Source organism: Streptosporangium sp. G11 (assembly GCF_051192615.1).
In the GTDB taxonomy this organism is placed as follows: Bacteria; Actinomycetota; Actinomycetes; order Streptosporangiales; family Streptosporangiaceae; genus Streptosporangium.
In genome coordinates this window covers 24233-49403 of the sequence record NZ_JBPJUQ010000046.1, presented here as the reverse complement: position 1 = coordinate 49403, position 25171 = coordinate 24233, and the positions used below count along the sequence as shown (strand labels likewise).

Genomic DNA, 25171 nt, shown 5'->3' with positions numbered 1-25171 from the left:
TCACAGCCATCGGAACATGGCTGTGAACAGCATTTTCACCAATGAACCCTACCCGACCCCGCCCATGTCGTCATCGCGGGCGGGACCGCGCGGCGGATGGAGGGCGGGCATGGTCCCGACGACGACGGTGGCGTCCAGCTCCTCGGAACCGACCACCCGCGGGATCAGCCCGCTGCGGGCGAAGACCTCGGCGGTCCGCGGGGCCTGGCGCTCGCTCGTCTCGATCAGCAGGTGGCCGCCCGGCGCCAGCCACAGTGCCGCCGCCGCGGTCACCCGCCGCTGGATCTCGAGCCCGTCCGCGCCACCGTCGAGCGCCACCCGCGGTTCGTGCACGCGGGCCTCAGGGGGCAGCAGCCCGATCGCCCCCGTCGGCACGTAGGGCGCGTTGGCGGTCAGGATGTCGACGCGGCCCCGCAGCGTGGCGGGCAGCGGCTCGTAGAGATCGCCCTCGTACACCCGGCCGTCGGCGGCGGCGACGTTGCGCCGGGCGCAGCGCACCGCGGCGGGGTCGATGTCGACGGAGTGCAGCTCGACCCGGTCCAGGGCCGCGACCAGCGCGGCGCCCACCGCGCCGGAACCGCAGCACAGATCGACGACGATCCGTGGCCGGTCAGGGGTCCGGCCGGTGGGGACGGTGATTTCTCCAAAAGGACCGGAAGGGCCGGAAGGACCAGCGAGAACGGCGGCCGTGCGGGGGAGAGGGGCGGGCCGGTCGACGGGCCCGGCGGCCCGGCGGGCGAGGGCGACGGCCTGGTGGACGAGGAACTCGGTGCGGCGGCGGGGAACGAAGACCCCGGTGTCCACGGCGATCCGCAGCCCGCAGAACTCCGCCCAGCCGAGAACGTGTTCGAGGGGAAGCCCGGCGATCCGCCGGTCCACCATGGCGGCGAGGCCCGAGGGCGTCCGCGCCGTGGAGATGAGCAACCGCGCCTCGTCCTCGGCGAAGACACAACCGGCGGCCCGAAGCCTGGTGACGATGACGGATTGGGGGAGAAATGACGGTAAAGCCGACATTGGAACCTTTCGGGATGCCGATGGGGCTCCCTCGGTCACCTACGTCGGAAGGACCGCGCGGCCGTGAGATGGGAGCACCCGACCTGACACAGCGGTAATGGGTCTCACCTCCTCGATCACGTCAATTGCTGGAGGGCAACACTACCCGAGCCGCCCCCCGGGACAAACACATTATGGCGAGGTGGGTTTCCGGGGACTTGCCGAAGCGGAAGGGCGGGGCGAGCCCCTCCTTCATGAAGCCGGGGAGACTTCACGGAGCCATGGAGACGAACTTCACGGAGCCGCGGAGACGAGGCGAAGGCGTCCGCCCTGGTCCGTGACGACCAGCGCGGACCCCTTCGCGACGCGTGAAAGCCGACGACGCGTTCAGGCACCGCACGCGCGGCTCCGGGAGGATCGGCGAGGCCGCCGCCCGCGGGCGGGCGGCGCTCGACCTGGCTGGCGTGACTTTCGCCGCGGCTCCTGCCCGCCGCCGCACCGCGAGCTTCCGGTCAGGAGGGAGACCCGGGGCGCTTCGCGCGGGGAACCCGCCTCAGCAGGTAGGTGTCCATGATCCAGCCCTTGCGCTCCCGGGCTTCGGCGCGGACGTCGCGAATCCGGCCGGCGACCTCCGCCACCGGCCCCGCCACCAGGATCTCGTCGGGGGTGCCGAGGTAGGCACCCCAGTAGATCTCGAAGTCGGCGGTGTCGGGCAGGGAGGCGAAGGCGTGGCGGGCGTCGAGCATGACGACGATGTCGTCGGATTCGCCGGGCCCCTCCTCGGACAGGCGGCGGCCCGTGGTGATGTGCAGGGGCCGCGCGACCTGGGTCAGGCTGGTGCGGTGCCGGGCGGCCAGCGCGGACACACTGCTGATGCCGGGGACGACGTCGTACTCGAACCGGACCGTGCCCCGGTCGAGGACCTCCTCGACGATGGCCAGCGTGCTGTCGTAGAGGGAGGGGTCGCCCCAGACGAGGAACGCGCCGGTCTCGTCGTCGCCGAGCTCGTCGCGGACGAGCCGCTCGTAGATGTCGGCCCGGCGCGATCGCCAGTCCTCCACCGCGCCTGCGTACGCGGGGGTGGTCCGGTCCCGGTCGGGGTCGCGGGCCTCGACCAGCCGGTGCGGGGTGCGGGCGTGCGCGTCGACGATGTCCTGCCGGAGCTGGACGAGGTCGTGCTTGGCCTCTCCCTTGTCGAGGATGAAGAACACGTCGGCCGCCGCGATGGCTTTGACCGCCTGGAGGGTGAGGTGGTCGGGGTTTCCCGCGCCGATGCCGATGATGAGGATTCGCTTCACGCGGGAAAGTCTGCCCTCCACGCGAAGCGGACGCCGCGCCGGGCGGCGCCTGACGCCCATCCCCGGCAGGCCGGTGTGACGCCTACCCCGGCAGGGCGGCGCCTTGCCACCCATTCCCGGCAGGCGGGTGTGACGCCTACCCCCGGCAAGGTGGGCCTTGACGCCTACTTCCGGCAGGCCGGCGTGACGCCCATCCCGGCCGGGCGGTGGAGACGCGGGTCGCCGTCTCGCCCGGTCCGGTCTCATGGCGGATTCCCGGCCAGGGGGAGAACGTGGGCCAATACCTCGTTCTGGTCTAATCTCGCGATCGTGACGATCAGGAACTCGCACTGCTCCTTCTGCGGCGGAGCCTTCGCCCCCGGCCAGGCGTGGCCGCGCACCTGCTCCGGCTGCGGGAACACCTCCTACCTCAACCCGCTGCCGGTCGCGGTGATGGTACTGCCGGTGGACGACGGTCTGCTGGTGGTCCGTCGTGACGTCGAACCGCACCGGGGCGGGCTCGCCCTGCCCGGCGGCTTCGTCGACATGGGCGAGTCCTGGCAGCAGGCGGCGGTCCGGGAGCTTCGTGAGGAGACGGGCGTCGTCGTCGACGCGGACGGCGTGCGGCTCCTCGACGTGCTCAGCGCTCCCGACGGCACCGTGCTGGTCTTCGCCCTGGGCCCGCGGACCGGCGCGGCGGATCTGCCGCCGGTCGTGCCGACGGCCGAGACGACGGAGTGGCTGCTGATCGACGGGCCGCGAGAGCTGGCGTTCCCACTGCACACCCGGATCGTGGCGGAGTACTTCGCCGCCAAATGATTACGGCGATCGTCCGCGGCCGTGGATTCGGTCTTCGACCTCGGCGGGGAGGACGGCGTGACCGCCGGGGGCCTCCCCGGGACGGCTCCGGATCGCCCACGGCCCGTTTAGCGCGGGCGCGGCGGGTAGAAGGCGGTTGTCCTACCTACGCTGATGAGGAGAAACGCCATGACGGAGAACGTGTGGAGTTACCGCCCCGAGGCCTACAGCGGCGAGCAGACGCTGGACCTGGTGGGGTTCGACGTGGAGGCCACCGACGGCAAGATCGGTTCGGTGGACGAGGAGAGCAACGCGGTGGGTGACAGCTACATCGTCGTCGACACCGGTTTCTGGATTTTCGGCAAGAAGGTGGTGCTGCCGGCCGGCACCGTGCACCAGATCGACCCGCAGGAGCGCAAGATCTACGTCTCGCGCACCAAGCAGGAGATCAAGGATGCGCCGGAGTACGACGAGGCGACCTACAAGGAGCCCGACTACCGCGAGAAGCTGGGCGGCTACTACGGTCCCGGCACGCTGTAATCGTTGATCGTCGACGAGCCCCTCCCCGCCTAGGGAGGGGCTCGTTTTCCGTGTCCGCCTATTTCGTACCCCCGGCGGGGGCAGGTGGTCAGGCGCGCCCCCGCCTCGCGGACGGGTCTCGCCGGGAGCCGCGACCGGCCGCCGCGAGACGGCCCCGGCCCGCGGTCCCCCTCAGGCGGGCACCGGACCCGGCGCCGGTCCCTCCGCTCCCTGACCGCCGCCAGCAGGACGGCGAGGACGCCCAGCAGGGCGACGGTCGCGTTCGCGGTGGTGAGGAGAACGGCCTCGCCGGTCGTCGTCCCTTCGAGGTGGTGGAGGTGGTAGAGGAAGTGGGGGATCGAGAACATGCTGTACGCCAGCGCGGCGGGGATCACGAACACGGCGCGCGGCATCACGAGCGCTATGCCGAGGAGGAGGGCGATCCCGAGCGTCGCGCCCCCGAAATCCCGCGCGTAGTGCTCGCTGAACGGCGGTGTGAGATCAACCGTGGGAAAGTCGGTGTAGAAGCTCTCGGGGAAGAACTGGTTCCAGAATCCGACGACGAGTTCGTCGACGAAGAGGACGGCCAGGATGACACGGATCGAGACGCTCACCTCGCCTCCCCGTCCCGAGCATCCCGAGTGTCACAAGTGTCCCGCACGTCACGTGTGACGGTCTTTCTTGACGGGCGGAGCCGGGCGGAGACCGGAGCGCTGCGCACCCCGCGACGGCGGTGTTCTTCCTGATGACGTGTGACGCGTGAGGGTGCGCCGGTCCTGCCGCGCTGTATGTGTCGTAACGGACATGGTCATCCTTTCTGGTTCGCTACCCGTTATGACCGGGCAGCCATCCCGAACGTGACAACCGGTCCGGACACCGCGTCGGGCGATCCGGGACCTCCGGTCAGCTCTGGCCGAGCCAGAGATCGGGGCCGAACACCTCGTAGTGGATGTCGGAGGCGGGCACTCCGCGCCGGAGCAGTTCGGTGCGCACCCCGCGCATGAACGGCAGCGGCCCGCAGAGGTAGGCGACCAGGGGGTCGGGGAGGTCGATCCGGGTCAGGTCGACCTGGCCGACGTTCGGCGCCGGGCGGCAGGAGCAGTCGCCCACCTCCTCGTACCACCGGTGCAGGGTGGCGCCCGGCAGGGCGGCGACCAGTTGCCCGAGCTCGTCCCGGTGGGCGTGGTCGGCGGGGCTGCGGTCGGCGTGGACGACGGTGACCCGGCGGGTGGAACCGGTCGCCGCGAGGTGCTCGACCATCGACAGGATGGGGGTGGCGCCGATTCCGGCCGAGGCCAGGAGCAGCGGGGGGCCGTCGGCGGGCAGGGTCAGGTCGCCGAACGGCGCGGAGACCGTCAGCTCGTCCCCGGCCTGGACGTCGGCGTGCAGCCAGTTGGAGACCTCCCCCTCCGGGGTGTCGCCGCCGCGCACCCGTTTGACGGTGATCCGCCAGTCGTCTCGCCCGGGGGCGCACGACAGGCTGTACTGCCGGATCTGCCGCGCGCCGTCGGGCAGGGTGACCGCGACGCTGACGTACTGGCCGGGCTTGAAGGACAGGGGGATCTGTGGCCGCAGGGTGAAGGAGACCACGTCCGGGGTCTCGCGCCGCCGTTCGAGCACCGTGGCCCGCAGCCAGCCCTCGACGGGGGAGTCGCGGTGGAGATCCGCCTCCAGGGTGATGAGCGCGTTCGCCATCAGCCAGTAGACCTCGTCCCAGGCCGCCGCCACCTCGGGGGTGACACCGTCGCCGAGCACCTCGGCGATGGCGGCGAAGAGGTATTTGTGGACCACCTCGTACTGGTCGGGGGTGATGCCGAGGGAGGCGTGCTTGTTGGCGATCCTGGAGAGCATCGCGTCCGGCCGTTCGTCGGGACGCTGCACCAGGATGGTGGCGAAGGCGGCGATCGACCCGGCGAGCGCGCTGCGCTGTTCGCCGTTGGCCTGGTTGCCGCGGTTGAACAGGTCGCGCAGCAGGTCGGGATGGTCGGCGAACATCATCTCGTAGAAGCGCGCGGAGATGTCCTGGATGGAGCCGCCGACCACCGGCAGGGTGGCACGGACGATCGCGGCCGAATCTGGGGAAAGCACAGGTCCTCCAACTACTAGATGATCTTCATGCTTGAGTGGAGACGCACGTCAAGCTCCTGGTCAGGCATGGTTTTCTCTCTGCCCTCTATTTATACAAGTACTTTTTGTATAAACTCAAATCGTGGCCTACGGGATCGAGCGGGATCGGGTGTTCGCGAAGGAGTGTCCGGGCCGTCGCGTCTACGATGGCGGCCGGAGCCTTCGGGGCCATCTGGACGAGTGCGTCGCGGCGCTGCCGCAGGGGAGGTGAGCCGGCCATGGCCGAGCCGAGGAAACCGCGTGGGACCGGTGGAGACCCGGGCGGTGTGACGTCCGCACGGGCCGCCGAACACCTCTCGACGCCGCCGACCGGCCGCCGGCGGCTCATCCTGACGATGCTCCGCGAGTCCGGGGTGCCACTCGGCGTGGTCGACATCGCCGAGCGGCTCGACGTCCATCCCAACACGGTGCGGTTCCATCTCGACGCCCTGGCCGACGCCGGTCAGATCGAACGGGTTCACGCGGCGCCGACCGGTCCCGGCCGGCCGCCGCTGGTGTTCCGGGCACGGCCTGGAATGGATCTCGCCGGGCCGCGCAACTATCGCCTGCTGGCCGAGATCCTGGCCGGAAACCTGGCCGGCGGCCCGGAGCCCGTCGCCAGGGCGACCGAGGCCGGGCGGGCGTGGGGGGGCCTTTTGGCCGACCGGACGGCTTCACCGGCCGCTCCCACACGGGAGCAGGCGGTGGGCGAGCTGGTACGCCTGCTCGACGATCTCGGGTTCGCCCCCGAGGAGCGAGCGGGGGAACGCTCAGGGGAACGGGCGGCGGGCGACGGAGGGCAGATCGGGTTGCGGCACTGCCCGTTCCTCGAACTCGTCAGCACCCAGGCCAAGGTGATCTGCCCGCTGCACCTCGGACTCATGCAGGGGGCGATGGCGGCACTCGGCTCCCCGGTGACCGTGGACCGGCTCGAACCGTTCGCCGAGCCCGACCTGTGCCTCGCGCACCTCGCGGCGGCCCGTGACACACCGTGAGCGGCCAGGTCGTGCGGCCCTTTCACCGTGAGCGGCCAGGTCACGCGGTTCTTTGGCTGTGAGCGGCCAGGTCGCGCGGTCCTTTCACCGTGAGCGGCCGGATCGCGCGGTTCTTTGGCTGTGAGTGACCGGGCCGCGTGGTTCTTTCACCGTGAGCAGCCGGGAGGCGGGCGCCCCGCCGTCTCTACGGGAGCGCCCGCCTCCTGACCCGGAGCGGCTCTCATCCATGACCGCCCCGGCTGATCTCCCGGCCGTCCCTACGCCGCCGCGAGGTTCTCCCGGCCGTCCTTACGCCGTCGCGCGGCCCCCCGCGCGAAGCCCGGGAGCGGATCGGTGGAATCCGCCCTCCCGAACCCCGCGGAGGGTTTCCGGCCGCGGGCCGGACACCGCGTTCCAGGACCTCGAAGCGGTCCTGGAACGCGGCGGGAGATTCGATCAGGGGTAGTTGATCAGGTTGGCCACGTTGGTGCTGGAGTTGGACGGGCCGCCCGTCGTGTTGATGATGTTGCGGATCGTGCCGACGCCACCGAGCGAGACCGTCACCATGTTGTGGAAGCGGACCCCCGGAGTGTTCGGCACTTCGAACGCGCGGGCCGCGACGACGCCCGGGTTGACGTTGAAGTAGCAGTAGCTGCCCAGGCCCCACGCCTCGTGCGTGGTGACCGAGTTGGCCACCTTGTACGCGGTGTAGCCCTGCGTGCTCCCGTTCATCCAGGCGGCCTGGTTGGGCGGGTCGTAGGGCATCTCGTTCTGGTAGAAGTACGTCCGGCCGCCGTTGCCGTTCCAGACGGTCTGGTGCTGCTGGTAGTGCTCGACGAACAGGCCGTACATCGTGACGTCGTCACCGTTGACGGTCAGCCCGTTGGCGGCGGTGTTGGTGTTCCAGCCGATGCCGCTGCCGTGGTCGCCGCGCCAGATCCACAGGTGGTCGCCGATCACGTTGTCGCTGTTGACGACCAGGCTCTGGGTGGCCTTGCCGACGGCCGCGCCGCCGACCCGGAAGTACACGTCGTGCAGCGACGTCGGGTTGGCGGCGTGGCTCGCCGACGATCCCGTGGGGCCGACCTGCATCAGCATGGCCGAGTTGGTCGTGCCCGCGTCGATCAGCACCCCGGCGACCTTGACGCCGTCCACGTCGGCGACGGTCATGGCGGTCACGCCGTTGTCGGGGATCAGCGTGGCCAGGCCCAGGCCGAGCACCACGGTGTTGGCCCGGGTCACCCTGATCGTGTCGTTGAGGTGGTAGACGGCGGGGGTGAACAGCAGGTTCAGCCCCTGCGCGAGTGCCGCGTTGATGTCCGCCGCGGTGTGGCCGGGCTTGACGATGAAGAACTGGTTGATCGGGATCGAGGTGCCCGCAGGGTTGCCGCCGGCCCACGTGGTGCCGGTGGAGTTCGTCCGCAGCGCCGGCACGAACACCTGGTAGGCGCCGGCCTGGTCGACGTACAGGAACGGCTTCTCGCGCACGACCGGTGTGGTCGCCACCCTGGTGTACGGCGGGTTCGGGAAGTTGCCCGCGGGCGGGTTGTTGACGCCCACGAACACCATGTTCCAGTTGGAGCCCGTCCAACTGCCCCACTCGGCGTTGCGCGACAGCCACTGCTGCTGCGAGCCCGACCTGACCTGGCCGTCGATCTTCGAGTCGGCGATGAAGCCGCCGCTCGACCAGCCGCCGTCGTCGAGCTGCAGGTTGCCGCGCAGGTGCATCCGCCGGTACGAGGCGGCCTGCGAGACCGCCCAGCGGTCGGTGCCCGACGGCGGGGTGACCGACAGGTTCTCGGCGCCGCGCCAGAAGTTGTGGGTCGCGTTGCCCTGGAACCAGTCGGCCTCGGCGTGCACGGTGCCGTTGATGGTGACGTTGTCCGGCGACAGGCCAAGACCGGCGATCTGCGTGTAGAAGCCGATGTTGGCGTCCACCGAGTACGAGCCGGGCTTGAACAGCAGGGCGAAGCGGTTGCCGCCGAACTGGTTGGTCTGCTGCTGGCCGAAGACCGTGTTGAGCCTGGCCTGGATGGTCGCCGTGGGCGTCGACGGGTCGAAGATGCTCACGTTCGGGCCGAGGTCGGGGTTGTTCCCGGTCGGCGGCGGGTTGCCCAGGCTGAAGGACTGGGCGGTCGTGCCGTTGCACGTGTACTGCTGGAACTGCACGCTGTCCCCGATCGAGGCACCCGGCATGTCGAGGCACTTGCCGCTGTGCCGGTTGACGAAGTGGTAGAAGCCGCCGGGTTCCTCCACGGCCTGCCACTGCTGGTTGTTGCCGCCGGAGTAGGACCAGAGCTGGACCAGGGCGCTGTCGGCGGTGGAGACGTTCACGACGTCCCACGCCTGGGCGCCGTTGTTGCCGTTGTTGACCCGGTAGAACCCGCCGCTGGTCGGCTGGAACTGCCAGAGCTGGGCGGTGGAACCGTTGCACGCGTACTGCTGGACGACGGTGCCGTTGGCGGTCGCGGCGGCCCGCGCGTCCACGCACTTGCCGCTGTTGCGGTTGATCACGGTGGTGAGCCCGGCCGGCGGGGCGGCCTGCGCCGTGCCGGGCAGCGCGACGAGGAACGCCGCGACCACGGTGAGCGCCATGAGGATGTGCCTCATCCGAGCCTCCTTGAATCCTGCCGTGACACGGGTGAGGTGGGCGCCGGACCGGCCGATGCCTCGGTCGGCCCGGTGGTGGCGGGGGCCGTGCTCGGGAGCGGCGGTGGGGGGTGCTGCGGGGTCACGGTGGCTCTTCTCTCCGGTGGTCTCTTCGGGTGCCGCGGTGCGTGCTCCTGACGCGGCGGACCGCTGGTTCGTACGGCGAGGTGACGGTCCCGGAGAGCCGTTCCATCCATTCGGGGGAGCGTCCCGGTAACTTCACCTCTTAAAATTAACTCGGATCAAACACGCGGCCGGAAGGCTTGTCAATAGGAAAGTTTACAAATAGTAGTTACGCCGACGCCGCGGTGCGGGCTCGCACCGCCGGCCTCCGGCGATGTGAGCCCGGCGGGGGATCCCGGTCTCCGCGGTCACTCCACGCTCACTTCGCGGCGTCGACCCTGTTCGGTGCCGGTGCCGGTGCCGGGGCTTAAGCCTGGGCCTGTGTCGTCCCGTCTCGATCCCGCCACGCGGCCCGTTGCAGGCGGGCGGTCAGCGTCCGGAGGTGCTCCACCAGCTCGGGCGGCTCCTGGACCTCGAACTCGAAGCCGAACGCGGCCACCCAGACCGCGAGATGGTCGAGGCTGTCGGAGCCGATGCGCAGGACACAGGTGTCCTCGTCGACGGGTTCCACCACGCCGATGGTGGGGGGAACCTCCTCGGCCACCGCGTCGGCCGGGCCGTACATGGTGAGCACCGCCCGGTAGCGGTGGCGGTCCGTGGTCATGCTCAGGGCGAAGTATCCGGCCAGGTCGTCGGAGGGAAGCGGCCGGGGGACGAACCGGGGTCCGGTGGGAACGCGCGGGGACAGCCTGTCGGCGCGGAACCTCCGCCAGTCCGACCTCCCGGTGTCCCAGGCGAAGAGGTACCACCGCCGGTCGGCGACGACCAGCCGGTAGGGCTCCACGTCCCGAACGCTCTCCGAGCCGTCGTGCGAGACGTAGTCGAACCGCAGCCGCTGGTGGTCGCGGACCGCCGAGGCGATCGCGGTCAGCGTCGCGGGATCGACCGTGGGACCGGGCATCGGCATGGTCACCAGCGCCGAGCCGAGCGTGTCGATCTGGTGGCGCAGCCGCGAGGGCAGCACCTGGTCCAGCTTGGCCAGCGCTCGCACGGAGGTCTCGGCGATGCCGGTGACGGCGCCCGCGGTCGCCGTCCGCAGCCCGACCGCCACCGCGACCGCCTCCTCGTCGTCGAGCAGCAGCGGGGGCAGTGAGGCGCCCGCGGCCAGTTGGTAGCCACCGCCGACACCGCCGGTCGCGTTGATCGGATACCCCAGGAGCCGCAGCTTGTCGACGTCGCGGCGCACGGTTCGCGGGCTCACCCTCAGCCGTCCGGCCAGCTCCGTACCCGACCAGTCGCGATGAGCCTGCAGCAACGCCAGCAGGCGGAGCAGCCGGGCCGAGGTTTCCAACATAAGACGATTTTTCCATCTATCGCGGACAGAAGCTGACCGCGAATACTTCTAGCGTCTGCGTCATGACAACAGAAAACCCCACGACGGTTCTCGTGTCCGGTGCCACCGGCAACGTCGGCCGGCCCCTCGTCGAGCAGCTGCTGGCCGCGGGACACCGGGTCCGCGCCCTCACCCGGAACCCGCTCAGGGCGAACCTCCCCGCGGGCGCCGAGGTGGTGGCGGGCAACCTGGCCGAGACCGCGAGCCTGTCCGCGGCCTTCTCCGGCGTCGACGCCGCACACCTGATCAGCTTCGGCGGGGATGACTTCGCACCGCTGACCAATGGCGCGGAGATCGTGGACCTGGCGAGAAAGGCCGGCGTCCGCAAGGTGACGGTGCTCAAGGGAGACGTGACGAAGAGCCCGCTGGAGGAGGCCGTCGAGGCCGGTGGCCTGGAGTGGACCCACCTGGCGCCGGTGGAGTTCATGTCCAACACCCTGGAGTGGGCGGAGTCCGTGCGGAACGAGGGCGTCGTCCGCGAGGCGTTCGCCGACGCCAGGAGCGCCATGATCCACGAGGCGGACATCGCCGCGGTCGCCGCGACCGCGCTGACCACCGACGGCCACGCCGGTCAGGAGTACTGGCTGACCGGGCCGCAGGCGCTGACCCCGCCGGAGAAGGTACGCACGATCGGCACCGTCCTCGGCCGCGATGTGCGCTACATCGAACTCACCAGGGACGAGGTCGTCGCGGGGTGGCGCCAGAGCGGTTACTCCGACGAGGACATCGAGTTCTTCCTGACCATGCGGACCAACCCGCCCGAGGCGGGCTACACCGTACTCCCCACCGTGGAGAAGGTGACCGGAAAACCGGCCAGGACCTTCGCGGAGTGGGTACGGGAGAACGCCGCCGCCTTCGGCGCCTGACGGCGGCCCGGATCGCCTGACGGCGGCACCGGGCCGGTTGAAAATGGCGCCGGGCCGGAGAACCGGGGGCCGGATGGCGGTGCCGGGCTGAATGACCGAGGTGAAACCGGGGCGGACGTCGTGTGCGTCGCCAGGACGCGCACGACGGCCGGCCGGCCCGGCCGCGCCCGTGGGCACGGCCCGCCCGTCGGCGTCCGCGCCGTGCCCGCGGGCGCCGGCGGGCACCCCGTGAACGGCCGATCGTGAGCAGGTGGAAGGACAGCGTGGAAACCCTCACCCGACGAGACCTCAACCGGGCGACCCTGGAGCGGCAACTGCTGCTGCGCCGGACGGACGTGCCCGCGCTCACCGTGATCGAGCGCCTCGTCGGCCTGCAGGCCCAGGATCCCGACCCGCCGTACATCGGGCTGTGGAACCGGATCGACGCCTTCCGGCTGGAGGATCTGACCCGGCTGCTGTACCGGCGGGAGGTGGTGCGCGCGACGCTGTTCCGGGGAACCCAGCATCTGGTCGCCGCCGAGGACTACCTGTGGCTCAGGCCGCTGTTGCAGCCGATGCTGGACCGCTGGCAGAAGGGCGGGTTCGGCAGGTTCACCGCCGGGCTGGACCTCGCGGAGCTGGCCGCCGCCGCGCGGACGATCCTCGGCGAGGGCACGCTGACCAGGCCCGAACTCGGCAGGGCGCTGGCCGAACGGTGGCCGGGACGCGCCCCCGTCGCGCTGGCCAGGTCGGTGCAGGGCCTGTTGCCGGTGGTGCACCCGCCGCCCGACGGCACCTGGGGACGGCGAGGCGCGACTCCCTTCACGCTCGCCGAGCCCTCGGCCCGGGAACTGATCATGCGATACCTCGCCGCCTTCGGCCCGGCCACCGTCAAGGACATCCAGGCGTGGAGCGGCATGACCCGGATGGGCGAGGTGATCGAACCGCTCAGGCCCCGGTTGCGCGTGTTCGGGAACGAGGACGGGCGGGAACTGTTCGACCTCCCCGAGGCGCCGCGCCCGGACCCCGACGTCCCGGCTCCCGTCCGCTTCCTCGCCGCACTCGACAACGTGGTGCTCGCCCACGCCGATCGGACCCGCGTGGTCTCCGACGACCGGCGCGGGCACGTCATCGTCGAGGCGGCGGTGACCGTCGACGGTTTCGTCCACGGCCTCTGGAGCGTCAAACGGGACAGGGGCACGGCGACGCTGGTGGTCAGGCTCTTCGAACCCCTGTCGGGAGAGGACGAGGCCGCCGTGACCGAGGAGGGCGCCCGCCTGCTGCGCTTCGCGGCCCCGGACGCCGACGGCCACGACATCCGGTTCCACCTCGTCGACGACATTCCCGGACACGGCCGGGGAACGTGAGACCCGCACGCCGGCCGGTGCCCGGCACGCCTCGTACGGCTGGATGCGCGCCGGATCCGTACGGCCGGATTCGTGCGGCCGTACGGGATGGCCGGGCGGATGCTCGCCACCTCAGAGTGTTCTGAAGGTGGCCAGATAGGCCAAGACCAGGATGACGAGGACCACGAGCAGGACGCTCGTGCCGCTGATCATGAGAACGATGTGCGTCCGCCGGGCCGTCCAGCGAATCGCGGCGAACACCAGCGTGATCGTGGCCGCAAGGATGAGAAGTGTCAGATTTCCGCTGTCGACGGAACTCGGCATTGCCGCGGTGAGGTGGGCGGGCAGGGTTGTCATCGAATACCTCCAGCGTGGAGGCCCCGGACTTCAGGCCGGGGAGGAAACGCGGCACAGTGCAGCGCGAGCCTGGAGTCGAACTGGCGTTCGTACTTAACTGATCTTGCGGTAGTAAGTGAGCCGTGGCGCAGATCGTGAAGCGGGCGTTCAGGTTCCGCTTCCACCCGACCCCCGAGCAGGCCGAAGAGCTTGCCCGGACGTTCGGCTGCGCCCGCCTCGTGTGCAACAAAGCCCTCGAAGAGCGGACCCGTGCCTACACGCTGGAGGGTCGCAAGGTCTCCTACGTGCAGTCGTCGGCCGCGCTGACCGAGTGGAAGAAGACCGACGACCTCGCGTTCCTGAACGAGGTGTCGTCGGTCCCGCTTCAGCAGGCGCTGCGCCACCTTCAGACGGCGTTCACGAACTTCTTCACCAAGCGGGCCAAGTACCCGACGTTCAAATCCCGCAAGAAGTCGCGGCACAGCGCCGAGTACACGCGGTCGGCGTTCCGCTGGCGAGACGGTCAGCTCACCCTGGCGAAGATGGACGGCCCGCTGAACATCGTCTGGTCGCGTCCCCTTCCCGAGGATGCGGAGCCGTCCACGGTAACCGTGTCGAAGGACGCGGCGGGCCGCTGGTTCGTGTCCATCCTGTGCGAGGACAGCATCCGCCCCCTCAACCCGACGACCAGCACGGTTGGGGTGGACGCGGGTATCACGGCATTGGCGACGCTCTCCACCGGAGAGAAGATCGTCAACCCCAGGCATGAGCGGGCCGACCGCCGCAAACTCGCCAAGGCTCAGCGAAACCTCGCCCGCAAGGAGAAGGGGGCCGCGAACCGAGCCAAGGCGAAACTCGCGGTCGCCCGGGTGCATGCCCGCATCACCGACCGCCGCCGCGACTTCCTGCATAAGCTCACCACTCGTCTCGTCCGTGAGAACCAAACGGTCGTGATCGAGGACCTCACCGTGCGCAACCTGGTGAAGAACCACAGCCTGGCCCGCGCCATCTCCGACGCCTCCTGGCGCCAGATGCGCACCATGCTGGAGTACAAAGCGGCCTGGTACGGGCGGGAACTGCTGGTCGTAGACCGCTGGTTCCCATCGTCGAAGCTGTGCTCGGCATGCGGCACCCTCGCTCAGTCCATGCCGTTGAACGTCCGCGACTGGGTGTGCGCCTGCGGCGCATCCCATGACCGGGACGTCAACGCCGCGAAGAACATCCTCGCCGCCGGGCTGGCGGAGAGGTAAAACGCCTGTGGAGCCGGTGTAAGACCTCAAGGAGAGTCCTCTCCGGCGGGCAACCGGCGACGAAGCAGGAACCCTCACGGGCGACCGTGGGGATCCCCTCATTTACGAGGGGGAGGAAGTCAAGGGAGTCCGTTCACACCCCCGGATCCCGCCCCTGCCCAGGATCGAGGGATACGCGGCGTTCTTCGCGACCAGGCGGTCGGTCTCAGAGGGAGCGGCCCGCGTGCTCCCGCTGTCAGACCTGACCGTGGAGGAGTTTGACCGGCGCGCCGTGCTGCTGGACGAACTGACCCGCCTGCGCAACGAGGCACTTCGGTCGCAGGTCACCGTCACACCCGCCGGGGAGAGGGCCGCGCAGGCGGACGCCTTTCGCGAGGGCCCCTGGCACTTCGCGGACGGCCGGCGAGAAGGGGCCCTACTTCGAGGTCGACGAGGGCGGCGACACGCGCAGGCACCACCCCCTCATTCGGGTCAGGATCCAGGGCCAGGTCGTCGTCACGCCGGACTGGAACCTCGACACGGTCAGGCTGCACGAGTGGGCGAAGCCCGCCGATGGAGGCTGAGACGAAACGGGTCGCGACGGAGCACCATCACGGCTCCCACCGGCACCTGGTCGACGAGCCCGAGGCGACGCCCTCCCCCGGAGCCCCCGGAACCGGAGCGCTCGGAACGGTCGACGCCATCGTGGTCTCCGCGATCCGGCATCCCCGCTGGCTGGAGCACGCGATCCGTCTGGCGGGCACGCTGCGCTGCCCCTGGTCTCCCTGCACAGCGGCAGGTGAAGCAGCGCGAGGCTCGCGGCCACCATCATGCCGGTCAACGCGGAGTTCGTCGCGATCGACATCGACGACGTGGGCCGGCTGAACCTGCCCGACCTCATGACGACGGCCCTGCTCCGGGGCACGCTGTTCGAACGGCCGACCGATCTCAGCGCGAAGCGGAACGCGGGGCTTCTCCTCGCTCGCCTGATGGGCTGGAAACGCATCGTCTTCCTGGACGACGACATCGAGGTCGGGGGGCACGAGGAGGTCGTCTACCACCCCGGCGGCGAGCGTGAACTCCGCCCGGAGATCTGCCGGATCATGGTCAGGCAACTCGACCCGTGATCACGAGGGCCCCGGCGATCGACGACATCCTGCGCATGACCTCGGGCATCAGCGCCGTCGAGTACGTCGACGACGCCCATCGCGAACGGGTCTTCAGGTCGGCTCTCGCCGGACCGCGGGCCGTGTGATCGCGGACAGGGCCCGCGGCTCGGGGGCGTCCGCGGTCCGCCGCGCGGGCCCGCCGGTCCGTGGGGGCCGAGATGGTGGTCCATCATGGAACAGGTACAAATCATGCCTGTTCATATTCTCCTTAACAGGTGACCAGGACGATCATCTGCCCGGTACGGCGACGGGCCCCTTCCACGGATCCGCTGGAGCGTGAAGATGACCTTCGAGGACCTCGATCCCCGCACGCCGGTGCTCGTGGGCGTCGGGCAGTCGTCCGAGCGGATCGGCGAGCCCGGCTACCGGCGCCTGTCGCCCGTCGAGCTCGCGGCGGACGCGGCCCGCGAGGCCCTCGCCGACACGGGCGCGGACCCCGTGCGGGTCGCCGCCGCCGTCGACACCGTGGCGGGAGTGCGCCAGTTCGAGATCTCCGCGCCCGGCGTTCCCGCGCCGCTGGGCAGGTCCACCAACTACCCCCGCTCCGTCGCGAACCGGGTCGGTGCGAACCCCGGCCGGGCGATCCTGGAGGTGGCCGGCGGGCAGGCTCCCCAGCACCTGGTCAACGAGCTCGCCGCGACGATCGCGGCAGGAGACTCGCAGGTGGCCCTCGTGTTCGGATCCGAGGCCATCTCGACGGTACGGCACCTGGCCGGGGCCGAGGACAGGCCTGACTTCAGCGAGACCGTCGAAGGTGACCTGGAGGACCGCGGCTACGGACTCGAGGGCCTGGTGTCCCGGTTCCTGGCCGCGCACGGGCTGGCGGGCGCGCCGAGCCAGTACGCGCTGTTCGACAACGCGCGCCGGGCCCGCCTCGGGCAGACGAGGCAGGAGTACGCGGCCGGGATGGGGGCGCTGTTCGCCCCGTTCACCAGGGTCGCCGCCGCCAACCCGCACGCCGCCGCCCCCATCGGGCGCGACGCCGGGGAGCTGGTCACCCCGACCGACGGTAACCGGCTCATCGCCGAGCCCTACACCCGCTACCTCGTCGCGCGCGAGAAGGTCAACCAGGGGGCGGCCGTCCTGCTGATGTCCGTGGCCGCCGCCAGGCGCCTCGGCGTCCCCGAGGAGAAGTGGGTCTTCCTGCACGGCCACGCCGACCTGCGCGAGCGCGACCTGCTGGACCGGGCCGACCTCGGCAGGGGGCCGGCCTCGGTCATGGCCGTCGAACACGCCCTGGACCTGGCGGGCATCGGGGTGGAGGACCTGCACGCCATCGACCTGTACAGCTGCTTCCCGATCGCCGTCTTCAACATCTGCGACGGCCTCGGCCTGGCAGCCGACGACCCGCGCGGGCTGACGGTCACCGGCGGCCTGCCCTTCTTCGGCGGCGCGGGCAACAACTACTCGACGCACGCGATAGCCGAGATCGTCCAGCGGCTCCGCGCACGGCCCGGCTCGTACGGGCTGGTGGGGGCCAACGGCGGGATGCTGAGCAAGTACTCGGCCGGCGTCTACTCGACCACCCCCGCCGGGTGGCGCCAGGACCGCAGCGCCGCGCTGCAGGCCGAGATCGACGCCTGGCCCGCCGTCCCGCAGACCGCCCAGGCCGAAGGGTGGGGCACGATCGAGACCTACACCGTCAGGCATCGGCGTGACGGTACCCGCGTCGGCATCGTGATCGGGCGGCTGGAGGCCGACGGCCGCCGCTTCCTGGCGAGGACCGCCGACGGAGACGAGGGGACGCTCGCCCTGCTCGGTGACGCCGAGCCCGTCGGCCGGCGCGTCCACGTCCGCTCCTTCGACGTCGGCAACCGGGTGAGCACGGACGACGCCAGGCTGGGCGAGCTCATGACCGGCGGGGACTCCACCGAGGACGTCACGGCTTCCCGCGCGGGCGCGGGCCTCGGTGGCGCGGCCGCCGAACGGACGTAAAAAGCGCGGCACCGCCGGACAGAGGGTTCGCCAAGCGCGGTGTGCCGATGCGGGCAGACGGTCATACCCTCCGTCAAGGAAGCCCGGCAGAGTCTCCCGAGCCTTCGCCGCCCATCGGGAGGGACCATGGCCCAGCCGGTACGCAACGGGATCGAGACCGTACCGCACCAGGTCAACCGCCTGTCGGTGCCGGTCGGTGCTCCGTTCGACGACTTCCGCGCCCGCTACGAACGCGCCGTTCCCCGCTTCGAGGCCGAACGCTTCGAGCGGCTGATCAAGGGCGGCGTCGACTGGGACACCATCCTCCGGGCGACGGCCGAGAACGCTCCGCACGGCTTCATCATCTACTGGACCGGGGACTTCAACGCGCTCCTGCGGCTGGCGGGGGAGCGGTTGCGCTCCGTCGAGTACCTGATGGGAAACCACACGATCGCCCAGCGGATGTACCACCACAATCCCGCCGTCCTGCTGTACGCCCCGCTCCGCACGGCGATCTACGAGGACGCCGGGGGCGAGACCTGGTTCACGGTGGAGCAGCCCACCACGCAGTTCTCCAGCTTCGGCGATCCCGAGATCACCGACGTCAGCAGGGAACTCGACCGGCAGCTCGCCGCCCTGCTCGCGTACCTCGACGCGCCGGTGCCCGACGTGCTCACCGCGGCCGGCGGGTGAGCCTTCCGCTCGGGGCCTCGCGTGCGCGGGCTTTGGAAAGCGGTCGTACGGATGATCGTGAAGCGGTCGCGCTAGGCTGAGGGGTGAGGATTCCGCCGATACCGGGGTCCCGCGGCGGTGGGGCCCGCCGCACCCAACCGCGGCACCCGCTGCCGCCAACGGTCCCTACCCGTGACAGGTCGTGCCCGCGCAGCCATGCCGGGCACCCACCACGTGTAGGGAGAGGCGTGCGTTCGGACCAGGCGAGGTTCACGGTGGCGACCGAGCCCATCGACCCCGGCGTCGACCCCGATGTCGATCTCGGCGCGGATCCATCCGATCCACCCGCCGCGGGTGATGCGCGTGGGCGCGGTGAGTCGCGTCGCTCGCATCGCGTTGCCCTGGCGGTGATCGCCGCCGGTGGCGCGATCGGTGCGGGTGCCCGCTACGGCGCCGCCCTGCTGTGGCCGACCGCGGCCGGTGCCTTCCCGTGGACCACGCTGGGGGTCAACGCGGCCGGCTGCCTGCTGATCGGTGTTCTCATGGTCGCGCTCACCGAGGCGTGGACGGCACCGGCCTGGGTGCGGCCGTTCCTGGCCACCGGGGTGCTGGGCGGCTTCACCACCTTCTCCACGTACTGCCTGGACATCGAACGCCTGGTCTCCGGTGGCCGGATCGGCCCGGCGCTCGGCTACCTGGCGGCGACGGTCGTGGCGGCCCTGGCCGCGGTGGTGGCCGGTACGTGGACCACCCGCCGGCTCGTGGCGAAAAGGGGGAGAGGGGCGAGAACGGCAAGGACGGCGAGAACGACGAGGGCGAGGAGGAGATCGCGATGATTCCAGCCGGACGGGCGCTGAGGTTGACGATCTTCGTCGACGACACCGACACCTGGCGCCACCGACCCCTGTACAGCGAGATCGTGCACCGTGCCCACGCCGCCGGGCTGGCCGGTGCGTCCGTCTTCCGCGGCGTCGAGGGCTTCGGCGCCACCTCGATGGTGCACACCACCCGGTTGCTGTCGATGAGTGACCATCTGCCGGTGGTCGTCACGATCATCGACACCGAGGAGCGGATCCGGGCCTTCCTGCCCCGGCTGGACGACCTCCTCACCGAAGGGCTGACCATCTTGGACGAGGTCGAGGTCGTCCGCCACCGGGGCGGGCGGGCGGCGTGAACGGGCCGCAGAACTGGCTTCTGGTCTTGCTCGGCGGTGCCGTCGGAGCGCCGCTGCGCTATCTGACCGACCGGGCCGTGCAGGCCCGCCACGACACGGTCTTCCCCTGGGGGACCTTCACCGTCAACGTGGCCGGCTCGCTGATCCTGGGCGTCCTGACAGGGGCGGCATTGTCCGGCGCGGTGGGCACCGGCGTGCAACTGCTGCTCGGCACCGGGTTCTGCGGGGCGCTGACCACGTACTCGACGTTCTCCTACGAGACGCTGCGGCTGGTCGAGACCGGCGCGATCCTCTTCGCGGTGACCAACGTCGTCGCCTCGATCGTCGCCGGTCTGGGGGCGGTGTTCCTCGGTCTCGCCCTCGCCCAGGCGATCTTCATGTGACCTCGTTTTCCGGAGGTCCGGGAGACGCCCGGTCCCGGGAAGGCGAGGAAAACCGGTCCCGGGGAGGCGGGGGAGGACCGGTGCGACGTCACCCAGGGCCCGCCGCGCCCGGGACCACGCGTGCGGACGCTGTCACTTACGTCCCCGGAGGTCTGTTCTGCGACCGTCGCGCAGCACCTTGACGCCGCGCGGCACCTCCACCCTGAAGCGGGCGTCACAGAGCGCGATCCCGGTGCAGCCCGCCTCCAGATCGAGGACGTCGCCCTTGAGATCCCACCGGAGCGTTTTCGAGCTGCCGGCCTTGGCGTCGAACCAGCGGGTGACCTTGATGTCCTCACGGTCGCCGGCGACCAGGTCGGTCGGGATCTCGTGCGACTTCACGTTCAGTGTCTTGCCGCTGAAGGCGAAGGTCTTCTCCTCGGGGGGTGCGTTCCTGGCGTTCACCGAACAGGCGGTCAGGCCGCCGATCAGCGTGGTGATCGCACAGCACACCAGAAGGCGCGTCGTCGCGGGCGATGTCAACGGATTCTCCAGGGGATGAGCCAGGGGTGTGAGCGCGCCGTCCGGCGCGCTTCCTGAGGATTTCCCGGTGGTGGAACCCGGCGTATCGGCCGTTTGGTGGATATCAGCCGCGATCAAGTGGCTGAATTGCCACGATCAGCCGAATTCCTACGATCGTCCGCGTCGCCTGCGTCTGTATTGCCCGCATCAGCCGCATCAGCCGCATCAGCCGCATCGGTCGTGCCTGCCGTGTCGCCGCGTCAGCCGTCCTGTCGCGTGGGCGGGTCGGCGTCGAAGGGCCGGGCCATCTCGTCGAGAACGTCGTCCATGATCTCGCCCAGGGAGCGGGACTCGTGCTCGTCGGTCCACATGTGCGTGGCGACGCGCAACGCGACCAGGAAGGCCGCGGCCATCACCCGGGGGCGCGTGGCGGAGCCGCCGTCGCCGCGTTCGGCGATGACCTGGGCGAGGTCGCGTTCGAGGTTGGCGTGGTTGGCCAGTTGCCTGGCCAGAAGCGAGGGGTGCCTCTTGGCGAGCCTGGCGCGGATCGCCCACTCCTTGTCCAGCCCGCCCACCTCGCGGTAGGAATCCCGGACGGCCCCGTGCAGCGCCTGCCAGGCCGACTCCTCGGCGGGGCGGGTGCCGATCCGCTCGACCAGGAGGCGGATGCGCTGCTCGTCGCCGTAGAGAAGAGCGTCTTCCTTGCTGGCGAAGTAGTTGGAGAAGGTCCGCCGCGAGATGTTGGCGGCGTCGGCGATGGCCTCGACGGTGACGTGCTCCAGGCCGTGCTCGGCGGTCAGCCGTAGGGCGGCCTCGTGGACCGCCTGCCGCGTCTCGGCCTTCTTACGCTCGCGCAACCCCGCTGTGATCTTCATGACGTGACCAGCCTACTGCTCGGTTAAGTATGCCCAGTGCGCAAACTTGCTCAATGGGCATGTATGTTGTCACGGTCTGTCCTGATTATTGGTATTTGGAGGTTGTGCGTGAGCACCCAAGCGGTCGCGCCACCCGGCGCGGAACCGATGAGCCATAGAGAGATTCTCGAAGCACTGAGCGGTCTGCTTCTCGCCCTGTTCGTGGCGATGATCAGTGCCACGATCGTGTCGGTGGCGCTGCCGCAGATCATCGGCGCGCTCGACGGCACCCAGTCCCAGTACACGTGGGTGGTCACCGCGTCGCTACTCGCCGCGACCGCGTCCACCCCGGTCTGGGGCAAGCTGGCCGACCTGTTCAGCAAGAAACTGCTCATCCAGATCTCCATCGTCATTTTCATGCTGAGCTCGCTGGCCTGCGGGTTCGCGCAGAACACCGGTCAGCTCATCGCCTTCCGCGCCATCCAGGGCCTCGGTATGGGTGCCCTGCAGGTCCTGGTCCAGGTCGTCATCGCCGCGATGATCAGCCCCAGGGAACGGGGACGCTACAACGGCTATCTCGGCGCCGTGATGGCCGTGGCCACCGTGGCGGGCCCCCTCCTCGGCGGCCTGATCGCCGACACCTCGTGGCTGGGCTGGCGCTGGTGCTTCTTCATCGCCGTGCCGTTCACGGCCGTCGCCTTCCTCCTGCTGCACAAGACGCTCCACGTTGTCACGATCCGGCGGCCGGACACCAAGGTGGACTACGCGGGCGCCACACTGATCGCCGCGGGCGTGAGCGTCCTGCTCATCTGGATCACCTTCGTCGGCAACTCCTTCGACTGGATCTCCTGGCAGACCGCGGCCATGGTCGGTGGCGGGATCGTGGTCCTGGCCGGCGCCGTGTGGGTGGAGTCGCGGGTCAAGGAGCCGATCGTTCCGCTGCACATCGTCCGCATGCGTGACCCCGCGCTCGCCATCCTGGCCAGCCTCGCGGTGGGCATGGCCATGTTCGGCGGATCGGTCTTCCTGGGCCAGTACTTTCAGATCGGCCGGGGCTACAGCCCGACCGAGGCCGGCCTGCTGACCATCCCGCTGATGCTCGGCGTGCTGCTGTCCTCGGCGGTCTCCGGGGCGCTCGTGTCCAGGAGCGGCAGCGTCAAGCCGTACATCGTGGCGGGTTCCGTCGTGCTGACCGTCGGCTTCCTCGGCCTGTCCGTGATCGACCACGAGACCTCGCTGGTGCTCGTGTCGGCCGCGATGCTGCTGGTCGGCATCGGCGTCGGCATGTCCATGCAGAACCTGGTGCTGGTCATCCAGAACGTCGTCCCGCTGCGGGAACTGGGCGCCGCCAGCGGTGCCATCACCTTCTTCCGCTCGCTGGGCGGCACGATCGGGGTCTCGGTCCTGGGAGCGATCCTGGCCAACAGGGTGGCCACCGGCATCGCCGAGGGCTTCCAGAAGGCGGGCATCCGGCCGTCCGGCTCGGAGGGCAGCACCCTCAACATCCAGGCGCTGCCCGAGGCCGCGAGGACCGTCGTGCGCGTGGCGTACGGCGACGCCACGGGACACATCTTCCTGGTCTCCGCGGCGATCGCGGCAGTGGGTGTCGTCGCCGCGCTCTTCCTCAAGCCGACCAAGCTCCGTGACAGCCTGGACCTGCCGGACACGCGGGGAATCGACGCCATGGCCGACTGACCCCGGCACGGGAGAACGTCTCGATCCGGGGTCGGTCGGCCATTCTCAGGTGCTCGAGAGCACCCGGTCGAGCTCGGCGGCGAACCCCCGGGCTCGGAGCCGAAGCCCCCGCGGTCGCCCGGGAACGCCATGGGCCGCGTGTCCAGCAGGCCGGCCACGGCGCAGGCGGCCCGGTATGGCGGCTCGCCCTCCGACTCCTCGCCCACAGCGGACACGATGCCCTCCTTCCTCGGCGAAGGCGTCCTTCACGTCCTGGGCGACGGCATCGGCTCGCCGCAGGCGGCCCCCCGCGCCATCGCACGGAACCCGGTGCGGCGGGTTCGGTCGTTCAGCCGTTCAGGCGCCGGACCTTGAGGGCGTTGTCCGTGCGGGTGGTGGGCTGCCCGTCGGGGGCGTTCTGGATCCGCTCGTGCTCCTCGCACAGCAGCACCTCCCACTCCCCGTCCGGGAGCTCAAGGGCTTCGAGGACCTCTTCCGGCGTGGGGAGGTGCACGCCGGGATGGGGATTCTGCTCCCAGGAGGGAGGGCCCGCGTGCCCGACGACGAGGAGTATCCCGCCGGGCGCGACCGCCGAGGCGGCGGTCCGCAGGATCTTCTCTCGCGGCATGTCGCCGAGGGAGTGCAGGAAATGGGCGGAAACGAGATCGAAGACGCCGTCGGGGAAGGACGCTCCCAGGTCGTGCCGCTGCCAGTCGACGCGGTCGGCGACGTCCGCGGCCGCCGCGTGCCGGGCCGCGCGGTCGAGGGCGACGCCGGAGATGTCGGTGGCGGTGACGCGCCATCCCCGCCGCGCGAGCCAGATCGCGTCGGCTCCCTCGCCGCATCCCAGGTCCAGGGCGCGGCCCGGCTCCAGATCGGTGATCTCGCGGACCAGGATGGTGTTGGGGTTCCCGCTCCAGATCTGGTCGCTCTCACCGTAACGGCGGTCCCAGAACTCCTCGTCCGAGACGGCGCCGTCCGCCGGGGTGTCCTCCCGCACGGCTCCGTGCGCGTGGTCGTGCCGGTCGGGGGTGTGGTGGGAGGGGACGCGGTGGGGGGAGGCGGCGTCGCGGCGGGCGGCGACGGCCCGGCGGGTCTCCTCGGCGACCAGGTCGGCGTTGATCATGGCGGCGGCACGCCCGCCCGCGGCCGCGGCGCCGATGACCTGCTCGGTCAGGGAGGTGACGTTTCCCGCCACCCACACTCCGGGCAGCGCCGTCGCCCCGGACGGGTCGGCGGCGATGTAGCTGCCGACCACGTGCCCGCCCATCTCCAGGTCGGTCGTCTCAAGGCCCAGGCCGGTGAGGACACCGGAGCGGGCGGTGAAGCGCGGGGCCACCACGAGGGCCTGCCGGGAGATCACCCGGCCGTCGGCCAGGCGTACCCCGGTGAGCCGGTCGTCCGCCACCTCCAGCGCCGTCACCCGCCCGTCCACCACGGCGATGTCGCGGGCGGCCAGCTGCTCGCGCTCCTCCTCGCCGAACTCGGGCGCGGTGTGCGAGAAGAGGGTCACGTCCTTGCTCCACTGCCGCCACAGCAGGGCCTGGTGGATCGCCAGCGGCCCGGTGGCCAGGATGCCGATCGCCTGGTCACGCACCTCCCAGCCGTGGCAGTACGGGCAGTGCAGGACCTCCCGTCCCCAGCGTTCCGCCAGACCCGGCACCTGGGGCAGCTCGTCGATCAGGCCGGTGGTCACCAGCAGCCGGTCCGCCACGACCGAGGACCCACCTTCGAGGACGACGCGGAAGCCCCCGGCGTCCAGGCGCTCGGCCGCCACGACCTCGCCCTCCACGATCTCGCCGCCGTAGCCGGTCACCTCCGCGCGCCCCGCGGCCGCCAGCTCCGAGGGGGGTACGCCGTCGCGCGCCAGGTAGGAGTGGACGTGGGACGCCGGAGCGTTGCGCGGCCGGCCGGCGTCGATCACCAGCACCGAGCGCCGCGCCCGGGCCAGGGTCAGCGCCCCGCTCAACCCGGCGGCGCCACCGCCGACGACCACGACGTCGTAGCGCCGTTCCTCACCCGCGGGGGTGGTGGTCACGATCTGTTCCGCTTGTACGGTCATTTGTGATACCTCCGTTCACCGGAGATAGTGCGCCCGCACCCTGAAAGTTGGCAAAGTTACTTGCCAACTCAGCAAGCAGGGGGGTGGTGGGCGCCCCCCTGCACCCCGCGCCCCGCACGCGTGGCCCGGCGCCGGCCCGGCCCGTGTCGGCACGGAACTCGCACGGAGCCGACACGGAGCCGGTCGGGTTCCCCGGCCTGCTCGGGCCGCGGGGGGCGCGTGCCGCTTCCTCCGGCGGAT

At 70.6% G+C, this 25171-nt stretch carries 24 protein-coding genes; 14 read left to right on the top strand and 10 right to left on the bottom strand.

The features are described from left to right. Positions 1-48: 48 nt before the first annotated feature. Both ACSDR0_RS32820 and cobF read right to left on the bottom strand, forming a co-directional pair. On the bottom strand, positions 49-1014 hold the full coding sequence (locus ACSDR0_RS32820; RefSeq protein ID WP_435292800.1) for a putative protein N(5)-glutamine methyltransferase: 966 nt from the start codon (positions 1012-1014) through the stop codon (positions 49-51). Between the two features lie 491 nt (positions 1015-1505). Beyond that, entirely contained in the window at positions 1506-2291 is a 786-nt protein-coding gene (cobF, locus tag ACSDR0_RS32815) for a precorrin-6A synthase (deacetylating) (RefSeq protein ID WP_435292799.1), read from the bottom strand. A 309-nt stretch (positions 2292-2600) separates the two neighbouring features. Here cobF and ACSDR0_RS32810 point away from each other — a divergent pair, with 309 nt between their 5' ends. Next, complete coding sequence (locus tag ACSDR0_RS32810; RefSeq protein ID WP_435292798.1) at positions 2601-3089, top strand: NUDIX domain-containing protein; 489 nt, start codon at positions 2601-2603, stop codon at positions 3087-3089. A gap of 168 nt (positions 3090-3257) precedes the next feature. Further along, positions 3258-3608, top strand: a complete 351-nt coding sequence (locus tag ACSDR0_RS32805; protein ID WP_435292797.1) for a PRC-barrel domain-containing protein — start codon at positions 3258-3260, stop codon at positions 3606-3608. A 29-nt stretch (positions 3609-3637) separates the two neighbouring features. Here the strand turns inward: ACSDR0_RS32805 and ACSDR0_RS32800 are convergent, their stop codons facing one another. Together ACSDR0_RS32800 and ACSDR0_RS32795 are read right to left on the bottom strand one after the other, a co-directional pair. Continuing rightward, positions 3638-4201 carry a hypothetical protein gene (locus ACSDR0_RS32800; protein WP_435292796.1) on the bottom strand — a complete coding sequence of 188 codons (564 nt, stop codon included), beginning with the start codon at positions 4199-4201 and terminating at the stop codon, positions 3638-3640. Between the two features lie 289 nt (positions 4202-4490). Further along, positions 4491-5675, bottom strand: a complete 1185-nt coding sequence (locus ACSDR0_RS32795; protein ID WP_435292795.1) for a globin domain-containing protein — start codon at positions 5673-5675, stop codon at positions 4491-4493. A 305-nt stretch (positions 5676-5980) separates the two neighbouring features. On the opposite strand from ACSDR0_RS32795, the gene ACSDR0_RS32790 reads away from it, so the two are divergent. Continuing rightward, positions 5981-6688, top strand: a complete 708-nt coding sequence (locus tag ACSDR0_RS32790; RefSeq protein ID WP_435292794.1) for a helix-turn-helix transcriptional regulator — start codon at positions 5981-5983, stop codon at positions 6686-6688. Between the two features lie 435 nt (positions 6689-7123). Here ACSDR0_RS32790 and ACSDR0_RS32785 read toward each other — a convergent pair whose 3' ends face one another. Together ACSDR0_RS32785 and ACSDR0_RS32780 are read right to left on the bottom strand one after the other, a co-directional pair. Beyond that, a complete protein-coding gene (locus ACSDR0_RS32785) occupies positions 7124-9277 on the bottom strand; it encodes an RICIN domain-containing protein (RefSeq protein ID WP_435292793.1) in 2154 nt (717 codons plus the stop codon). A 469-nt stretch (positions 9278-9746) separates the two neighbouring features. Then, positions 9747-10733, bottom strand: a complete 987-nt coding sequence (locus ACSDR0_RS32780) for a helix-turn-helix transcriptional regulator (RefSeq protein ID WP_435292792.1) — start codon at positions 10731-10733, stop codon at positions 9747-9749. 62 nt (positions 10734-10795) lie between these two features. Between ACSDR0_RS32780 and ACSDR0_RS32775 the strand changes: the two genes are divergently transcribed. Both ACSDR0_RS32775 and ACSDR0_RS32770 read left to right on the top strand, forming a co-directional pair. Next, a complete protein-coding gene (locus tag ACSDR0_RS32775; RefSeq protein ID WP_435292791.1) occupies positions 10796-11638 on the top strand; it encodes an SDR family oxidoreductase in 843 nt (280 codons plus the stop codon). A gap of 263 nt (positions 11639-11901) precedes the next feature. Further along, positions 11902-12984 (top strand): winged helix DNA-binding domain-containing protein, encoded by a 1083-nt coding sequence (locus ACSDR0_RS32770; protein ID WP_435292790.1) that lies wholly within the window; start codon positions 11902-11904, stop codon positions 12982-12984. Between the two features lie 111 nt (positions 12985-13095). On the opposite strand, the gene ACSDR0_RS32765 is transcribed toward ACSDR0_RS32770, so the two are convergent. Beyond that, positions 13096-13320: a hypothetical protein gene (locus ACSDR0_RS32765; RefSeq protein ID WP_435292789.1), complete on the bottom strand. Its 225-nt coding sequence runs from the start codon at positions 13318-13320 to the stop codon at positions 13096-13098. 122 nt (positions 13321-13442) lie between these two features. Between ACSDR0_RS32765 and ACSDR0_RS32760 the strand changes: the two genes are divergently transcribed. The 8 genes from ACSDR0_RS32760 to crcB all read left to right on the top strand — a co-directional run bounded on the left by ACSDR0_RS32760 (position 13443) and on the right by crcB (position 19840). After that, positions 13443-14549, top strand: a complete 1107-nt coding sequence (locus ACSDR0_RS32760; protein ID WP_435292788.1) for an RNA-guided endonuclease InsQ/TnpB family protein — start codon at positions 13443-13445, stop codon at positions 14547-14549. Positions 14550-15358: 809 nt separating this feature from the next. Further along, entirely contained in the window at positions 15359-15655 is a 297-nt protein-coding gene (locus ACSDR0_RS32755) for a hypothetical protein (RefSeq protein WP_435292787.1), read from the top strand. Beyond that, positions 15652-15783, top strand: coding sequence for a hypothetical protein (locus ACSDR0_RS32750; protein WP_435292786.1), 132 nt, complete (start codon positions 15652-15654; stop codon positions 15781-15783). The genes ACSDR0_RS32755 and ACSDR0_RS32750 overlap by 4 nt, the downstream gene beginning before the upstream one ends. Positions 15784-15979: 196 nt before the next feature. Further along, on the top strand, positions 15980-17632 hold the full coding sequence (locus ACSDR0_RS32745; protein ID WP_435292785.1) for an acetyl-CoA acetyltransferase: 1653 nt from the start codon (positions 15980-15982) through the stop codon (positions 17630-17632). Positions 17633-17758: 126 nt separating this feature from the next. Next, on the top strand, positions 17759-18304 hold the full coding sequence (locus ACSDR0_RS32740; protein WP_435292784.1) for a DUF302 domain-containing protein: 546 nt from the start codon (positions 17759-17761) through the stop codon (positions 18302-18304). A gap of 227 nt (positions 18305-18531) precedes the next feature. Next, entirely contained in the window at positions 18532-19119 is a 588-nt protein-coding gene (locus ACSDR0_RS32735; RefSeq protein ID WP_435292783.1) for a fluoride efflux transporter FluC, read from the top strand. Beyond that, the gene (locus ACSDR0_RS32730) at positions 19116-19457 is read left to right on the top strand and encodes a DUF190 domain-containing protein (RefSeq protein ID WP_435292782.1); all 342 of its coding nucleotides are present in this window, start codon (positions 19116-19118) and stop codon (positions 19455-19457) included. The genes ACSDR0_RS32735 and ACSDR0_RS32730 overlap by 4 nt, the downstream gene beginning before the upstream one ends. Further along, complete coding sequence (gene crcB, locus ACSDR0_RS32725) at positions 19454-19840, top strand: fluoride efflux transporter CrcB (protein WP_435292781.1); 387 nt, start codon at positions 19454-19456, stop codon at positions 19838-19840. The genes ACSDR0_RS32730 and crcB overlap by 4 nt, the downstream gene beginning before the upstream one ends. 132 nt (positions 19841-19972) lie before the next feature. On the opposite strand, the gene ACSDR0_RS32720 is transcribed toward crcB, so the two are convergent. Together ACSDR0_RS32720 and ACSDR0_RS32715 are read right to left on the bottom strand one after the other, a co-directional pair. Continuing rightward, the gene (locus ACSDR0_RS32720; protein WP_435292780.1) at positions 19973-20479 is read right to left on the bottom strand and encodes a hypothetical protein; all 507 of its coding nucleotides are present in this window, start codon (positions 20477-20479) and stop codon (positions 19973-19975) included. 122 nt (positions 20480-20601) lie between these two features. Then, on the bottom strand, positions 20602-21216 hold the full coding sequence (locus ACSDR0_RS32715; RefSeq protein WP_435292779.1) for a TetR/AcrR family transcriptional regulator: 615 nt from the start codon (positions 21214-21216) through the stop codon (positions 20602-20604). Positions 21217-21363: 147 nt separating this feature from the next. Between ACSDR0_RS32715 and ACSDR0_RS32710 the strand changes: the two genes are divergently transcribed. After that, positions 21364-22890 (top strand): MDR family MFS transporter, encoded by a 1527-nt coding sequence (locus ACSDR0_RS32710; RefSeq protein ID WP_435292833.1) that lies wholly within the window; start codon positions 21364-21366, stop codon positions 22888-22890. Between the two features lie 328 nt (positions 22891-23218). Here the strand turns inward: ACSDR0_RS32710 and ACSDR0_RS32705 are convergent, their stop codons facing one another. Next, complete coding sequence (locus ACSDR0_RS32705; RefSeq protein ID WP_435292778.1) at positions 23219-24931, bottom strand: FAD-dependent oxidoreductase; 1713 nt, start codon at positions 24929-24931, stop codon at positions 23219-23221. Positions 24932-25171 lie beyond the last annotated feature (240 nt).

What these genes read in the sequence shown, in the direction of transcription:
- ACSDR0_RS32715 (WP_435292779.1), bottom strand. Translation starts at nt 21,216, where the DNA reads ATGAAGATCACAGCGGGGTTGCGCGAGCGTAAGAAGGCCGAGACGCGG.
- ACSDR0_RS32730 (WP_435292782.1), top strand. Translation starts at nt 19,116, where the DNA reads ATGATTCCAGCCGGACGGGCGCTGAGGTTGACGATCTTCGTCGACGAC.
- ACSDR0_RS32705 (WP_435292778.1), bottom strand. Translation starts at nt 24,931, where the DNA reads ATGACCGTACAAGCGGAACAGATCGTGACCACCACCCCCGCGGGTGAG.
- ACSDR0_RS32740 (WP_435292784.1), top strand. Translation starts at nt 17,759, where the DNA reads ATGGCCCAGCCGGTACGCAACGGGATCGAGACCGTACCGCACCAGGTC.
- ACSDR0_RS32745 (WP_435292785.1), top strand. Translation starts at nt 15,980, where the DNA reads ATGACCTTCGAGGACCTCGATCCCCGCACGCCGGTGCTCGTGGGCGTC.
- ACSDR0_RS32820 (WP_435292800.1), bottom strand. Translation starts at nt 1,014, where the DNA reads ATGTCGGCTTTACCGTCATTTCTCCCCCAATCCGTCATCGTCACCAGG.
- ACSDR0_RS32780 (WP_435292792.1), bottom strand. Translation starts at nt 10,733, where the DNA reads ATGTTGGAAACCTCGGCCCGGCTGCTCCGCCTGCTGGCGTTGCTGCAG.
- ACSDR0_RS32775 (WP_435292791.1), top strand. Translation starts at nt 10,796, where the DNA reads ATGACAACAGAAAACCCCACGACGGTTCTCGTGTCCGGTGCCACCGGC.
- ACSDR0_RS32710 (WP_435292833.1), top strand. Translation starts at nt 21,364, where the DNA reads ATGAGCCATAGAGAGATTCTCGAAGCACTGAGCGGTCTGCTTCTCGCC.
- ACSDR0_RS32755 (WP_435292787.1), top strand. Translation starts at nt 15,359, where the DNA reads ATGCCGGTCAACGCGGAGTTCGTCGCGATCGACATCGACGACGTGGGC.
- ACSDR0_RS32785 (WP_435292793.1), bottom strand. Translation starts at nt 9,277, where the DNA reads ATGAGGCACATCCTCATGGCGCTCACCGTGGTCGCGGCGTTCCTCGTC.
- ACSDR0_RS32765 (WP_435292789.1), bottom strand. Translation starts at nt 13,320, where the DNA reads ATGACAACCCTGCCCGCCCACCTCACCGCGGCAATGCCGAGTTCCGTC.
- ACSDR0_RS32805 (WP_435292797.1), top strand. Translation starts at nt 3,258, where the DNA reads ATGACGGAGAACGTGTGGAGTTACCGCCCCGAGGCCTACAGCGGCGAG.